Source organism: Brachybacterium sp. GU-2 (assembly GCF_030866705.2).
In the GTDB taxonomy this organism is placed as follows: domain Bacteria; phylum Actinomycetota; class Actinomycetes; order Actinomycetales; family Dermabacteraceae; genus Brachybacterium; species Brachybacterium conglomeratum.
The window spans coordinates 2,949,289-2,962,928 of sequence record NZ_CP133037.2 but is presented as its reverse complement, the minus strand read 5'-3'; the positions used below and the strand labels follow the sequence as shown (position 1 = coordinate 2,962,928).

Below are 13,640 nucleotides of genomic sequence, written 5' to 3'. Positions count from 1 at the left end.
CGGAGCGTCCTCCCTCAGCCGATCTCGCGGTGGCGCCACCTCTGCGTCCCGAGCGCGGCGGGGAGGAGGACCAGCAGGACCAGCGGCAGCAGCTCGAACGCGCCGGCCTCCCCGTCCGCCAGGGCGAGCGAGGCGGCGGAGAGGTCCACCGCGGCGATGACGTCCGCCAGGGTCTGCGAGCCGAAGGCCATGGCCAGGTTCGAGGCGGTCCCGATGACGAAGGGGATGCCGATCGCGGCGACCAGGCCCAGCACGGTGGACTGCAGCAGCATGCCCATCGCGAGGGAGAACAGGAAGGTCGCACCGAGGTTCGCGAGCTGCGTGGTCAGCACCCCCTCGATGCTCGAGAGCAGCGCGCCCTCGCCGATCAGCTCCCCGCCGATCCAGGTGCTCGCGGCGGCCAGGCCGATGCTCACCGCCGCCAGCGCGACGAACACCACCAGCGCCGCGATCGCCTTGGAGGCCAGGACGGCGAGGCGTCCGGGGCGCTGCAGGAGGGTGATCTGGATCGAGCCGTCGGACCACTCCCCCGCCGTGATCCACACGGTCAGCGCGGGGATGATCAGGGTCAGCGGCAGCGAGATCACGAAGAAGGTCGTCTCGAGATCGGCGGTGCGGTCGGGGACGAGCGCGGGCTGGATCAGGCCGCCGAGCGCGGCGAAGCCGGCCACGGCGAGCAGGGACAGGGTCAGCAGGATCTTCGCGCCTCGGGTGTCGAGGAAGGCGCGCAGGTCGATGTCGGGTCGCACGGGGGTCTCCTGGCGGTCGGAGGGCGGAGGTCAGAGGGCGGGGGCGGGTGCGTCGGCGGAGGGCTCCTCGTGCCCGGTCAGCGCGAAGAACACCTCCTCCAGGCCGGTGCCGGCGCCCGCTCCGAGGGCGGTGAGCACGAGCTGCTCGCGCAGGGCGAGGCGGCCCATGTCCTCGGGGGCGAGGCTGACGGCGAGCTCGCCGCCGGCGCGCAGCTCGAAGGCGATGCCGTGGGCGTCCAGGGCGCGGCGCAGCGCCGCCTGGTCCAGCGCGGCGACGCGGGTGCCGGTCACGGCGGTGAGCTCCTCGAGAGGGCCCTCGCGCACCAGGCGCCCCTCGGAGATCACCACCAGCCGGTCCACGGTCGCCTCGACCTCGCGCAGCTGGTGGCTGGAGAGGAGCACGGTGCCGCCGGCGTCGGCGAAGGAGCGCAGCAGGCGGCGCATCCAGCGGATCCCCTCGGGGTCCAGGCCGTTGGCGGGCTCATCGAGCACGAGCACCGAGGGGTCGCCCATGAGCGCGACGCCGATCCCGAGCCGCTGGCGCATGCCGTAGGAGTAGCCGCCCACGCGCTTGGTCGCGGCCTGCTCGAGGCCGACGGTCTCGAGCACCTCCTCGGCGCGGTCGCGGGGCATCCCGAGGGTGCGGGCGGTCAGGCGCAGGGTCTCGATCCCGGTGCGGCCGCCGTGGAGGGCGCGCGCATCGAGCATCACGCCGACGGTGCGGGCGGGATGCTCCAGCGCGCGGTAGCGGCGGCCGCCGATCAGGGCCATGCCGTCGTCGGCCTCGGCGAGACCGGTGAGGATCCGCAGGGTGGTGGACTTCCCCGCCCCGTTGGGGCCGAGGAAGCCGGTGACCGTGCCGGGGCTGCAGGAGAAGGAGAGGGCGTCGACGGCGGCGCGCGCGCCGTAGCGCTTGCTCAGCGCACGCACCTCGAGGGTCGGGGAGGTGGCGGTGGTGGAGGTCATGGCTCCACGCTCCTCCCCCGCCGCGGCGCGGCGACAGCGACCACGGGTCCGTGCGCGGGCGACGAACGTCGGCTCCTGGGCGGTCCCCGTCCGACGATGGTCGCCGACCCCGTCCCGTACGGCGGCGCGGCATGTGCGCGCCGCTACAGTGACCGGGTGGACCACCCAGGAGCGCCCGCTCGTCGTCGCTGGCAGGAAGGGCTGATCGTCGTCGCCGTCGCCGCGGAGGCGTCGGCGACGGCGCTGCTCGCCACCTCCGCGATCGACCGCTGGCAGGGCGTCCTCGCGCTGCTGCTGGGCATCGCGCTGCTCGCCCGCCACCGGCACTGGCCGTGGCTGCTGCCCCTGGTGCAGATCGCCAATGCCTTCTCGGGCTCGATCACCGTGCTGATCATCGCCACGTACACCTTCTCCACCCGGTGCCCGAACCGCGCGCTGACGCTGCTGTTCGCGCTGCTGGCGGCGGGCACCGCCACGCTCACCCCGCTGCTGCTGATGGGCGACCAGCCCGAGGCGGCGCTGATGACGATCGTGCTGACCACGCTGGTCGTGGCGGCGTCGACCTCGATCGGCCTCTACACGGCGGTGCGGCGCGCGCTGCTCGCGGAGCTGCGGGAGCGGGCCGAGCAGGCCGAGTCCGGGCGGGCTGCGGCCGAGGAGCAGGCCCGTCGCGCCGAGCGCACCCGGATCGCCCGCGAGATGCACGACATCGTCGCGCACAAGATCTCGCTGGTCGCCCTGCAGGCCGGGGCGCTCGAGGTGAACCCCGACATGGGCCGCGAGCAGGTCCAGCAGTCCGCCTCCCTGATCCGCGGCACCGCGACCACGGCGCTGTCCGAGCTGCGGGAGGTGCTGGGAGTGCTGCGCGGGGACGAGGAACAGGCGCCGCTGGCCCCGCAGCCCACCTGGGAGGACGTGCGGCGCCTGGTGACCACCTCGCAGGAGGCGGGGGTGTCGGTGGACCTGTTCGACTTCATCGACGACCCGGTCCCCGACCCCCTGGCACGCACCGCCTTCCGCGTGGTCCAGGAGGGCCTGACCAACATCCACAAGCACGCCGTGCACACCCGGGCCCGGGTGGCGCTGATCGGCGAGCCCGGCACCGACCTCGTGATCGAGGTCAGTAATGTGCTCCCCAAGGGGTTCACGACGGATCTGCCGGGGGCCAGGATGGGCCTGTCCGGCATCGAGACGCGGGTGACCCATGCGGGCGGGTCCATCACCTCGGGCCCGACAGACGACGGACGATTCGAAGTGAGGGCGGTGATCCCGTGGCCGACGGCGACGTGACGCGCGTGGGACTGATCGACGACGACTCCCTGGTCCGGGCCGGGCTGGCCATGATCCTCGGCGCCGATCCGGGGATCGAGGTGGTGGGCCAGGGGGCCGACGGCTCCGAGGCGGTGCCGCTGGTGCAGAAGCACCGGCCCGACGTGCTGCTGATGGACGTGCGCATGCCCACCCTGGACGGGATCGCGGCGACGAAGGCGGTCACCGCGCTGACCGGCGCGCCGAAGATCATCATGCTGACCACCTTCGACATGGACGAGTACGTCTTCCAGGCGCTCGAGGCCGGCGCCAGCGGGTTCCTGCTCAAGGACACCCCGCCGCAGGACCTCGCCCGGGCCGTGCACGTGGTCGCCGGCGGCGAGGCGATGCTCTCCCCCACCGTGACCCGCCGGATGCTCTCTCACTTCTCCGACGCGAACCCGGGCTCCCGGCAGGAGCGCCACCCGGGCCTCGACCAGCTCACCGAGCGCGAGACCGAGGTGCTCGGCGCCGTCGGGGCGGGGCTGTCCAACGCCCAGATCGGGATGCGGCTGTTCATGAGCGAGGCGACGGTGAAGGCGCACGTCTCGAAGATCTTCGCGAAGCTCGACTGCACCAACCGCGTGCAGATCGCGATCATCGCCCACGAGGCAGGGCTGACGGACCTCGACGCCGACCAGCTCTGAGGGGCGGGGCGGGGCCTACCCCCAGCTCGCTCGGCTGATTCCCTACCGGCTCGTCCCTCGCCAGCACGTCGATCAGGCTGCTCCCCACCGCGCTGATTCCCTACCGGCTCGTCCCTCGCCAGTACGTCGATCAGGCTCTCCCCACTGCGCTGATCTCCTACCGGCTCGTCCCTCGCCAGTACGTCGATCAGCCCCAGCCCAGCTCGTGGAGGCGCTCGTCGCTGATGCCGAAGAGGTGGCCGAGCTCGTGCAGCACGGTCACCGCGATCTCGCGGACCAGGTGCTCGCGGGAGCGGGCGTGGCGCTGCAGCGGTCCGCGGAAGACGAAGATCCGGTCCGGCTGGCGGAAGCCGTCGAACACGGAGCGCCGATCCAGCGGCACCCCCTCGTACAGGCCCAGCAGCTCGGCACCGCGGGACTGCTCGGGCGTCGGCTCCTCCTCGATGAGGATCGCGACGTTCGCCTCCGCGATCGCGCGGGCGACCTCGTCCGGCAGCGAGTCCAGGGCGTCGTCGACCGCCTCCTCGAACTCCTCGCGGCTGATGCGGATCATGCCGCCATCGAACCACGACCGCCTGCGCTGCGGGGGCGGTGCGGCGGCGCAGCGGTGTCGGATAGGACGCACCTCGCCCGAACTCGCGAGCGTCGACGCCGGGGCCGCAGGTATGCTCTGGTCGGGCGGTTCCGACCGCCCAGGGCCCCCATCGTCTAGAGGCCCAGGACACCGGCCTTTCACGCCGGCGACACGGGTTCGAATCCCGTTGGGGGTACTGCTCCGCCGAGGTGCGAGGCGGCTCACAGCGATATCGGTCGTGAGAGCCGAAAACCTCCGGTAGAGTTATCCGAGTCGGAAGGCGAGAAGCCGGAAGACACAAGAGGCCCTGTAGCTCAGTTGGTTAGAGTGCCGCCCTGTCACGGCGGAGGTCGCCGGTTCAAGCCCGGTCAGGGTCGCCCCTCGAGAAGGCCCCGGAGCATCGCTCCGGGGCCTTCTGCGTTCCCCCGGCCGCTCTGCGTACCCTCGAGGCATGAGCACCGACCTGCAGAACCGCCGGATCCGCCTCGCCTCCCGCCCGCACGGCGAGCCGGTCCCCTCCGACTTCCTCCACGACACCGCCCCCGTCCCCTCCCCTGGTCCGGGCGAGGCGCTGCTGCGCACCCTGCACATCTCCCTGGACCCGTACGTGCGCGGCCGGATGAGCGATGCGAAGTCCTATGCCGCTCCGATGGAGGTCGGTGACGTGATCGTCGGTGGGACCGTCTCGGAGGTCGTCGAGTCCGCCGACGACTCCCTCGCCCCGGGCGACGTGGTCCTCGGCTACGGCGGCTGGCAGGAGTACAGCGTCGAGGAGGTCGCGGGGCTGCGTCGCCTCGATCCCGCGGCCGCGCCGGTCACCACGGCCCTCGGCGTGCTCGGCATGCCCGGCTTCACCGCCTATGCGGGTCTCACCGCGATCGGGAAGGTGCAGCCCGGGGAGACCCTCGCCGTCGCCGCGGCGGCGGGTCCCGTCGGCTCCGCGGTCGCGCAGATCGCCCGCCTGCGCGGTGCCCGCACGATCGCGATCGCCGGCGGCGAGCGGAAGATCGCGCTGCTCGAGGAGCTCGGCGTCGACGTGGCGCTCGACCACCGCGCCCCGGACCTGCCGGGCAGGCTTGCCGCGGCGGCGCCGGACGGCATCGACGTGTACTTCGAGAACGTGGGCGGCGCGGTGTGGGACGCAGTGCTGCCGCTGCTGAACGAGTTCGCGCGCGTGCCCGTGTGCGGGCTCGCCGCGAACTACAACGCCACCTCGCTGCCCGAGGGCCCCGACCGCAGCGGCGCCCTGATGGGCCAGGTTCTCGCCAAGAGCCTCACCCTGCGCGGTTTCATCCAGCGCGAGTTCGCGCCGACGATGTTCGAGGACTTCCAGCGCGAGATGGGCGCCTGGGTCGCCGCCGGCGAGGTGCGTTGTCACGAGGACGTCACTGTCGGGCTGGACAAGGCGCCGGAGGCGTTCGTCGGGATGCTGCGCGGCGACAACCTCGGCAAGGCGCTGATCACGCTCGACTGACGCGCACGCAGAGACACAGTGCCGATCGCCGTGGTCTGCCTCTCACCGAGGCGGATCCGGTGCGCACCACCGCGCAGGGGCTGTTACGCTTGTCCTCGGTCGCCGCGACGACCACGGCTCTGTAGCTCAGTTGGTAGAGCGTTCGACTGAAAATCGAAAGGTCACCGGATCGACGCCGGTCGGAGCCACCACCACGAAGCCCCCTGGTCCGCCAGGGGGCTTCGTCGTTGCTCGGTACTGTCCGCCGGGACTCTCGCACCCCAGCTTCTCCACCTTGAGACTGCTCCGCTTCGGCACGGCGGCATACGACCGACATGACGCCCGATGGCGCCACCCGCGTCCGAAAGTCAGGCTGGTTGACTATTCTATTGCTGATGTTCAAAACAACATGACGGCAAGACACGGAGGAAAACTGTGGAGTTCAGCGAGCGGCTCGAAGCCCTGGCTACCAAGGTGCAGAACCAGGCCTCGGCGATCGGCACCGAGGAGGCAACGAAGAACGCCTTCGTGATGCCCTTCATCGCGTCGATCCTCGGATACGACGTCTTCAACCCGATGGAGGTGATCCCAGAGTTCACCGCCGACGTCGGCGTCAAGCGCGGCGAGAAGGTTGACTACGCGATCGTCCGCGATGGGGAGGTGCAGATCCTGATCGAGTGCAAGACGTCGCAGAGCACTCTCAAGCTGGAGAACGCCTCGCAGCTCTTCCGCTACTTCGGAACCACGAATGCCCGTCTTGCTGTCCTCACCAACGGCGTCGTCTGGCAGTTCTACACGGACCTCGATGCACCGAACAAGATGGACTCGAAGCCGTTCCTGGTCCTCGATCTGCTGGACATCGACGAGACGCTGATCCCCGAGATCCAGAAGCTCAGCAAGGATAGCTTTGACCTGGATTCGATCATCAACGCTGCGGAGGAGCTCAAGTACGTCGGCGCGATCCGTCGTGAGATCGCCGCGCAGTTCCGAGAGCCGTCGGACGAGTGGACCAAGTTCTTCACCACGCGCGTCTATGAGGGAAGCTTCACGGCCAAGGTGCGTGAGCAGTTCACGGAGCTGGTGCACAAGGCGTCCAAGCAGTTCCTCACCGAGCAGGTGAATGATCGGCTGAAGACTGCTCTCGGTGTGGGTGTGACGGCACCGGCACCCTCAGACCCTGTCGACGAGGTGTCCAGCCAGCACGCTGCAGAGGCAGACCTCGAGCGTGACACCGAGATCGAGACGACCCTGGAAGAGCTCGAGGGCTACCAGATCGTCAAGGCGATCGGGTGCAGCGAGATCAAGCCGAACCGCATCGTCCACCGTGATCAGAAGTCGTACTTCGCGATCCTCCTGGACGACAACAATCGGAAGCCGATCGCACGGCTGCATTTCAACACCAAGCAGAAGTACCTCGGGCTCCTCGACGAGGACAAGAAGGAGACCCGCCACCCGATCGACTCGCTCGACGAGATCTACGGATACGCAGACGCGATTCGCGAGGCTGTCCAGCGCTATGCCTGATTCACGCCGAGCGGCCGCCTCTGTGGGGGCCGTCGCAACAGCGCTCTAGCGACCCGCTCATAGCCTGCCCGGGTTCCGCCATCTCTGTTTCCGCAGAGAGACGGATGGCGACAAGAGATGACTGGGTGTTCATGCTCTCCCGCCATAAGCGCTTCGAAGAGAGGCAACCAGCCAGCTCGGAAGAGACGAGTCGATGATGAGATGGTTAAGGTCACCGGATCGACGCCGGTCGGAGCCACCACCACGAAGCCCTCTGGTCCGCCAGGGGGCTTCGTCGTTCCCGGCCCTAGTATCGCGACATGTCCGACCTGCCGCGCCTGCTCCGCACCGAGCGCTCCCGTCTCGCCGATCTCCTCGCCTCTCTCGACGACGTCCAGTGGGAGCACAGCACGCTCTGCGCCTCCTGGTCCGTGCGCGAGACGGTCGCCCACCTCACCGCCGCCGCCTCGACCGCGACGCCGTCGTGGATGCTGAACATGGTCCTCACGAGATTCGACACGGACCGCCACAACGACCGCCTCATGCGCCGGCATCTCGAGCCCGCGCCTGCGGCCGCCCTCTCCTCGTTCCGGGCGACGATGTTCTCGACGACCGCCCCGTTCGGCGCGCTCGACGCGGCACTCGGCGAGGTCGTGGTCCACGGTCAGGACATCGCTCGCCCGCTCGGCCTGCGCCTCGATCCCTCGCCCGGCGCGCTGCGCATCGTCGCGGAGCTCTTCGCCCGCAAGGACTTCGCGGTGAATAGCGCGACGCTCGTGAAGGGGATGCAACTCCTCCCGACGGATCTCGACGTGGTCCTGGGTGACGGTCCCGTCGTACGCGGCGCGGCGATCGACCTCGTGCTGGCGATGGCCGGTCGGCCCTCTGCTGCGGACGGTCTCGACGGCGAGGGTGCGCTCATCCTCCGCGAACGGCTCGGAGCCTCTGCCTGACCCGTCCGGGCGCCCCGGAGGCGCTCCGGGAGTCCGGCACCGGCTCTCCCCATGTCGGCAGCGGCACGGCGCGATGGTCATGTGATGGCGTATGGCGTACCGCTATGCCTATATGGGCATAGCGGTCGCTGTGGCGCCGGCGGCCGACCACGATCCTGCCGGCCGGCGCCGGTCCCGCGGTCCTTCGCGAGGTCGCAGCCGGCGGCGACGAGGGAGCGCGACGACCGGGCGCCGCCCCTCCGACGAGGCGCGGCATATGCCCAGAATCTGCCCCGTAAGGTGGGCCACGACCCTGCCCGGACGCCGATGCCCGGGTGAGAGACCACGAAGTGGAGGACGATGATGTCAGCCGACAACCCTGATCTCGCCATCGCCCAGGCGGCGACCCTGGAGCCGATCACGGAGATCGCCGAGCGCGCGGGCGTGCCCACGGAGGCGCTCGTGCCCTACGGCTCCTACAAGGCCAAGGTGGATGTGCGCCAGATGACCCCGAGCGGGAAGCAGGGGCGCCTGGTGCTGGTCTCGGCGATGTCCCCGACCCCGGCCGGCGAGGGCAAGTCCACCACGACCGTGGGCCTGGCCGACGCGTTCTCGCTCATGGGCCACCGCACCATGGTCGCGCTGCGCGAGCCCGCGCTCGGCCCGATCATGGGCATCAAGGGCGGCGCGACCGGCGGCGGCCACGCCCAGGTGGTGCCCATGGAGGACATCAACCTCCACTTCACCGGCGACTTCCACGCGATCCAGATCGCGAACAACACCCTCGCCGCCCTCGTGGACAACCACATCCACCAGGGCAACGCTCTGGGCATCGACCCGCGCCGCGTCCAGTGGAAGCGCGTGCTCGATGTCAACGACCGCGCCCTGCGCAGGACCGTGATCGGCCTGGGCGGCGCCACCCAGGGCGTCCCGCGCGAGGACGGCTTCGACATCGTCGTCGCCTCCGAGATCATGGCCGTGCTGTGCCTGGCCACGGACCTGAAGGACCTGCAGGAGCGGATCGACCGGATCGTCGTGGGCTTCACCTACGACCGCAGGCCCGTCACCGTCGAGGACCTCGAGGTGGGCGGCGCGATCACGATGCTGCTGAAGGACGCGCTGCTGCCGAACCTGGTCCAGACCCTCGGCGGCACCCCCGCGCTCGTGCACGGCGGCCCCTTCGCGAACATCGCCCACGGCTGCAACTCGCTGGCCGCGACCCGGCTCGCGCTCTCGCTCGCGGACATCACCGTCACCGAGGCGGGCTTCGGCTCCGACCTCGGGGCGGAGAAGTTCCTGGACGTCAAGGCGCGGGTGGGCGACCTCGCCCCCGACGCCGCGGTCGTGGTCGGCACGGTGCGCGCGCTGAAGATGCACGGCGGCCTCGCCAGGACCGACCTGGCGACCGAGGACATCGAGGCCGCGCTGCGCGGCACCGAGAACCTCGCCCGCCACGTCGAGAACCTGCGCAAGTTCGGCCTCGAGCCGGTGATCGCGCTGAACCGCTTCCCCACCGACACCGAGGCCGAGCTCGAGGCGGTGCTCGACTGGGCGAAGCAGCAGGGCTTCCGCGCCGCGCTGTCCGAGGTGTGGGCGAAGGGCGGCGAGGGCGGCCGCGCCGTCGCCGAGCAGGTCCTCGCCGCGATCGAGCAGGACGAGCCCGACTTCCACCACCTCTACGATCCCGCCGACGGGATCGAGGAGTCCCTGCGCACCCTCGCCCGCGAGGTCTACGGCGCGAAGGACGTGGTCCTCGAGGACCGTGCGCTGGCGCAGCTGCGGATGCTGAGGCGCAACGGCTGGGACACCCTGCCGGTCTGCGTGGCGAAGACGCAGTACTCGTTCTCCGACGATCCCTCCGCGCTCGGCGCCCCGACCGGGCACGTGCTGCACGTACGCGACCTGGTGCCGAAGATCGGGGCGGGCTTCGTCGTCGCGCTCACCGGGGCGATCATGACGATGCCCGGACTGCCCAAGGAGCCGGCCGCCCTGCGCATGGGCGTGACCGAGACCGGGGAGTCCATCGGTCTGTTCTGAGCCGGGCCGGTCCGGGACGCCCTGCGCGTACCGGACCTCCGCTCCCCCGGCACGGCGACGCCCGTGCCCGCTGATCGCGGGCACGGGCGTCGTCGTCGGTGTCGCTTGTCTGTGTCGTCGTCGGCGTCGCCGGTCAGCGCCGCTCGTCGCGCTCGGCGACCTCCTCGGCCTCGAGCTCGGTCTCGTCGTCGAGGTCGATGTCCAGCCCGTCCTCGTCCTCGACGTCCGCGGCGCCGCCCTCCGGCTCCTCCCAGTTCCGTCCGGTGAGGGGCGCGACGGTGTCCGTGACGACGTTCTCGGGGAACAGCTCATGGCCGCCACCGTGCAGGTCCTCGTGGTCGTCGTCCGGCTCGTCGACGAAGCCGTCCTCGTCGTCATCGTCGTCGGACGGGGTGGCGAGCCGCTCGCTGAGCTCGTCGATCGCGTAGTCGCCGCCGCGCACGAAGCCGCGGCGGAATGCGGCGCGCCCCACCATCGCGCTCGCGACGGGGACGGTGAGCATCTGCGCGAGCAGCACGACCAGCAGGAACGCCGCGATGCTCCACGACCTCGCGGCCAGCGCCGCCCCGGCGAAGACCAGGATCAGGCCGAGCACCTGCGGCTTGGAGGCGGCGTGGATGCGCATCAGCACCCCGTCGAAGCGGTTCAGCCCGATCGCGGAGAGGACGCCCAGCAGGAGTCCGGCGCCGATCAGCACCGACGCGATGATCTCGACCGCGCTCATCGTGCACCTCCCGTCGGACCGCCCGTGAGCCGGTCGTCGTCCTCGAAGCCCTGGTCGCCCGCGTCGGAGCCGTCCGTCGTGCCGTCGAGGCCGAAGCCCTCCTCGGAGCCGTCGTCGGCCTCCCCCGCCGGGTCCGCCGCCCCGAGCACGCGGGCGTGCTCGTCTTCGGGCACGAGGGCGCCGTCCTCGGAGGCGGTGCCGGCCTCTTGACCGAACCCGTCCTCGCCGACGAAGCCCTGCTCGGAGGCGAACCCGTCCTCGGAGGCGAACCCGTCCTCGGAGGCGGAGTCGGTCTCGAGGTGGATCGCCTCGTGCGGGCCGGTGTCCGCATCGGGCTCCTCGGGATGGGGGCGGCGCCGCCCCTGCATCGGGTCCTCCCGCGCGACGAAGCGCGCGAAGGTCACGGTGCCGACGAAGGCGAGCCCGGTCAGGCTCAGCATCGCGGGCCCCGCCCAGGCTGCGCCGGAATGCGCGACGTGCAGCGCCAGGCCCATCACCACGAGGGTGACCAGGGAGTCGCTGGAGATCGCACGGTCCAGGATGGTGGGGCCCACGATCATGCGGTACACGATCGCGAGGCCGGCGAGGGCGAGGATCGTGGCGTAGACCACCAGGACGACGTCGAAGGCGCTCATCGCAGACCCGCCTCCTCGAGGATCTCGCGGCGGCCGACGGCCCACAGCAGACGTTCCTCCTGCGCCCGCACGCTCTCGCGGGCCTTCTCCACGGCCTCCGGGGTGCCCGCGTTGAAGGTATGCAGGAAGAGGGTGCCGGTGGCGCGCTGCGCCTCGACGACGACCGAGCCCGGGATCAGGGTGCACAGCACACCTGTGAAGGTCAGGAAGAAGTCCGAGCGGGAGGCCATCTGCACCGCGATCACGGAGCTCGGGGGCTGCGGGCCGGGACGCACCGCGAACCAGCCCACCTGCACCGCCGAGATCGCGCAGTCCACCAGGAAGCGCAGCACGAAGAGGGTGAAGCGCATCGGGCGCAGGGTCAGCTCGTGGCCGGTGGGCGGCATCGGGAAGAGCACGAAGACGAGCACGGCCACCAGGGCGCCGCCGAGCACGTTCTTCAGGTCGACCCCGCCCCACAGCAGGCACCACAGGGCCACGGCCGTGAGGATCCACAGCCAGGAGCGGCGCAGGTCGCGGAACCGTCGCGAGATCATCCGTCCACCTCCGCGATCACGCCGTCCTCGATCCGTTGTCCCTGGTCGTCGATCCGGTAGCGCAGGTCCCCCGCCGCCTCGTCGCCGAGCACCGCGCCCACGTAGGGGGTGCGCTGCAGGACCGAGTGCGCGGCCTCGTCGGCGTAGTTCATCAGCGGGCCCGCGAAGACGGTCAGCGCCAGGGAGAAGGCGATCATGGCGGTGGTCGCGCCGGTCATCACCTTCGGCATCGGCACGTCCCGGGCGATGATCTCCTCGCTCGGCTCCTGCCAGAAGGCGCGGTTCCAGATCTTCGCGATCGCGTACAGGGTCAGCAGGCTGGTGATGACGCTGACGGCGATGAGGATCCACCCGGCGGTGTCGTCGTAGGAGATGCCGGCCTCGATCAGGCCGACCTTGCCGATGAAGCCGGAGAACGGCGGGATACCGGCGAGGTTCATCGCGGGGATGAAGAAGAGGACCGCGATGAGCGGGGCGAGCTTCTGGAGTCCGCCGAGCCGGATGAGGTTGGTGGTCCCGCCGCGGTGCTCGATCAGCCCGGCGGCGAGGAAGAGCGTGGACTGCACGGTGATGTGGTGGGCGACGTAGTAGATCGTCGCGGCCATGCCGAGCTGGGTGACCATGCCGATGCCGAACAGCATGTAGCCCATGTGGGAGACCAGGGTGAAGGACAGCACGCGCTTGAGGTCGGTCTGCGCGACGGCGCCCAGGATCCCGATGAACAGGCTCAGCCCGGCCGCGGCCAGCAGCAGGTTGGAGATCTGCGAGAAGGGGAACAGCAGCGTCTCCAGGCGCAGGATCGCGTAGATGCCGACCTTCGTGAGCAGTCCCGCGAAGACCGCGGTCACCGGCGCCGGCGCGGTCGGGTACGAGTCGGGCAGCCAGGCGCTCAGCGGGAAGATCGCGGCCTTGATCGCGAAGGCGACCAGCAGCATCAGCTCCAGGATCATGCGGGTGCCGGGCTCGAGCCCGTCCAGCCGCACCGCGAGCTCGGCCATGTTCACGGTGCCGGCGGCGGCGTAGATCGCCGCGATCGCGGCCAGGAAGATCACCGAGCTGAGCACCGAGACGATCACATAGGTGGTCGCGGCGCGGACGCGGCTCGCGGAGCCGCCGAGGGTGAGCAGCACATAGCTCGAGGCCAGCAGCACCTCGAAGCCGACGTAGAGGTTGAACAGGTCCCCGGCGAGGAACGCCATGGACACGCCCGCGACGAGGGTGAGATAGGTGGGGTGGTAGATCGCCACCGGCGTCCGCTCGACGTTCTCGCTCACGCTCTGCGCGCTCGAGTAGACGAGAACCGCGAGGGTGACGAAGCTCGAGACGGTCAGCATCAGCGCCGTCAGCCGGTCCGCGACCAGCACGATCCCCAACTGCGGGGTCCAGTTGCCGATCTGCAGGACCAGCACGCCCTCCTGGGTGACGTGCCAGGCCAGCACCAGCGCGATCGCGAAGATCGCCAGCAGCGTGACCACCGCGAGGCCGAGCTGCAGCCGGGTGTGGTGGCGCAGCAGCAGCGTGATCGCGGCGCCGACGAGCGGCAGCATCACGGGCAGGGCGAGGAGGAGCTCCATGC

13 protein-coding genes and 3 tRNA genes are annotated in these 13,640 nt (G+C 70.6%); 9 read left to right on the top strand and 7 right to left on the bottom strand.

Annotation, left to right across the window (positions count from 1 at the left end; genetic code table 11):
* Positions 1 to 14: 14 nt before the first annotated feature.
* Together RBL05_RS13415 and RBL05_RS13410 are read right to left on the bottom strand one after the other, a co-directional pair.
* Complete coding sequence (locus tag RBL05_RS13415) at positions 15 to 749, bottom strand: ABC transporter permease (RefSeq protein WP_308739053.1); 735 nt, start codon at positions 747 to 749, stop codon at positions 15 to 17.
* A 30-nt stretch (positions 750 to 779) separates the two neighbouring features.
* Entirely contained in the window at positions 780 to 1,715 is a 936-nt protein-coding gene (locus RBL05_RS13410; protein WP_263310919.1) for an ABC transporter ATP-binding protein, read from the bottom strand.
* Positions 1,716 to 1,871: 156 nt separating this feature from the next.
* Between RBL05_RS13410 and RBL05_RS13405 the strand changes: the two genes are divergently transcribed.
* Both RBL05_RS13405 and RBL05_RS13400 read left to right on the top strand, forming a co-directional pair.
* Positions 1,872 to 3,005: a sensor histidine kinase gene (locus RBL05_RS13405; RefSeq protein WP_263310920.1), complete on the top strand. Its 1,134-nt coding sequence runs from the start codon at positions 1,872 to 1,874 to the stop codon at positions 3,003 to 3,005.
* Entirely contained in the window at positions 2,987 to 3,670 is a 684-nt protein-coding gene (locus RBL05_RS13400) for a response regulator (protein ID WP_010550476.1), read from the top strand. The genes RBL05_RS13405 and RBL05_RS13400 overlap by 19 nt, the downstream gene beginning before the upstream one ends.
* Before the next feature lie 187 nt (positions 3,671 to 3,857).
* On the opposite strand, the gene RBL05_RS13395 is transcribed toward RBL05_RS13400, so the two are convergent.
* Positions 3,858 to 4,223, bottom strand: a complete 366-nt coding sequence (locus tag RBL05_RS13395; protein ID WP_263310922.1) for a metallopeptidase family protein — start codon at positions 4,221 to 4,223, stop codon at positions 3,858 to 3,860.
* Between the two features lie 144 nt (positions 4,224 to 4,367).
* Here RBL05_RS13395 and RBL05_RS13390 point away from each other — a divergent pair.
* From RBL05_RS13390 to RBL05_RS13360, 7 genes are all read left to right on the top strand, one after another.
* A tRNA-Glu gene (locus RBL05_RS13390) sits at positions 4,368 to 4,440 on the top strand.
* 107 nt (positions 4,441 to 4,547) lie between these two features.
* Positions 4,548 to 4,621, top strand: a tRNA-Asp gene (locus RBL05_RS13385).
* Between the two features lie 74 nt (positions 4,622 to 4,695).
* The gene (locus RBL05_RS13380; protein ID WP_308739054.1) at positions 4,696 to 5,718 is read left to right on the top strand and encodes an NADP-dependent oxidoreductase; all 1,023 of its coding nucleotides are present in this window, start codon (positions 4,696 to 4,698) and stop codon (positions 5,716 to 5,718) included.
* 115 nt (positions 5,719 to 5,833) lie between these two features.
* A tRNA-Phe gene (locus RBL05_RS13375) sits at positions 5,834 to 5,909 on the top strand.
* A gap of 223 nt (positions 5,910 to 6,132) precedes the next feature.
* Entirely contained in the window at positions 6,133 to 7,221 is a 1,089-nt protein-coding gene (locus tag RBL05_RS13370; RefSeq protein WP_308739055.1) for a type I restriction endonuclease, read from the top strand.
* Positions 7,222 to 7,520: 299 nt separating this feature from the next.
* Complete coding sequence (locus RBL05_RS13365; RefSeq protein ID WP_308739056.1) at positions 7,521 to 8,153, top strand: maleylpyruvate isomerase family mycothiol-dependent enzyme; 633 nt, start codon at positions 7,521 to 7,523, stop codon at positions 8,151 to 8,153.
* 342 nt (positions 8,154 to 8,495) lie between these two features.
* Positions 8,496 to 10,169, top strand: coding sequence for a formate--tetrahydrofolate ligase (locus tag RBL05_RS13360; protein ID WP_308741169.1), 1,674 nt, complete (start codon positions 8,496 to 8,498; stop codon positions 10,167 to 10,169).
* 133 nt (positions 10,170 to 10,302) lie between these two features.
* Here the strand turns inward: RBL05_RS13360 and RBL05_RS13355 are convergent, their stop codons facing one another.
* From RBL05_RS13355 to RBL05_RS13340, 4 genes are read right to left on the bottom strand one after another with little or no spacing between them, the layout of a single operon-like run.
* Complete coding sequence (locus RBL05_RS13355) at positions 10,303 to 10,893, bottom strand: cation:proton antiporter (RefSeq protein ID WP_308739057.1); 591 nt, start codon at positions 10,891 to 10,893, stop codon at positions 10,303 to 10,305.
* On the bottom strand, positions 10,890 to 11,528 hold the full coding sequence (locus RBL05_RS13350; protein ID WP_308739058.1) for a monovalent cation/H+ antiporter complex subunit F: 639 nt from the start codon (positions 11,526 to 11,528) through the stop codon (positions 10,890 to 10,892). Before RBL05_RS13350 ends, RBL05_RS13355 begins: the two co-directional genes overlap by 4 nt.
* Complete coding sequence (locus RBL05_RS13345; RefSeq protein ID WP_308739059.1) at positions 11,525 to 12,064, bottom strand: Na+/H+ antiporter subunit E; 540 nt, start codon at positions 12,062 to 12,064, stop codon at positions 11,525 to 11,527. The genes RBL05_RS13350 and RBL05_RS13345 overlap by 4 nt, the downstream gene beginning before the upstream one ends.
* Entirely contained in the window at positions 12,061 to 13,638 is a 1,578-nt protein-coding gene (locus RBL05_RS13340) for a Na+/H+ antiporter subunit D (RefSeq protein WP_308739060.1), read from the bottom strand. The genes RBL05_RS13345 and RBL05_RS13340 overlap by 4 nt, the downstream gene beginning before the upstream one ends.
* Positions 13,639 to 13,640 lie beyond the last annotated feature (2 nt).

Bases quoted from the DNA above. Each gene is read 5' to 3' on its own strand.
- RBL05_RS13365 (WP_308739056.1), top strand. From the start codon at position 7,521: ATGTCCGACCTGCCGCGCCTGCTCCGCACCGAGCGCTCCCGTCTCGCC.
- RBL05_RS13410 (WP_263310919.1), bottom strand. From the start codon at position 1,715: ATGACCTCCACCACCGCCACCTCCCCGACCCTCGAGGTGCGTGCGCTG.
- RBL05_RS13360 (WP_308741169.1), top strand. From the start codon at position 8,496: ATGTCAGCCGACAACCCTGATCTCGCCATCGCCCAGGCGGCGACCCTG.
- RBL05_RS13395 (WP_263310922.1), bottom strand. From the start codon at position 4,223: ATGATCCGCATCAGCCGCGAGGAGTTCGAGGAGGCGGTCGACGACGCC.
- RBL05_RS13345 (WP_308739059.1), bottom strand. From the start codon at position 12,064: ATGATCTCGCGACGGTTCCGCGACCTGCGCCGCTCCTGGCTGTGGATC.
- RBL05_RS13380 (WP_308739054.1), top strand. From the start codon at position 4,696: ATGAGCACCGACCTGCAGAACCGCCGGATCCGCCTCGCCTCCCGCCCG.
- RBL05_RS13355 (WP_308739057.1), bottom strand. From the start codon at position 10,893: ATGAGCGCGGTCGAGATCATCGCGTCGGTGCTGATCGGCGCCGGACTC.
- RBL05_RS13340 (WP_308739060.1), bottom strand. From the start codon at position 13,638: ATGGAGCTCCTCCTCGCCCTGCCCGTGATGCTGCCGCTCGTCGGCGCC.
- RBL05_RS13350 (WP_308739058.1), bottom strand. From the start codon at position 11,528: ATGAGCGCCTTCGACGTCGTCCTGGTGGTCTACGCCACGATCCTCGCC.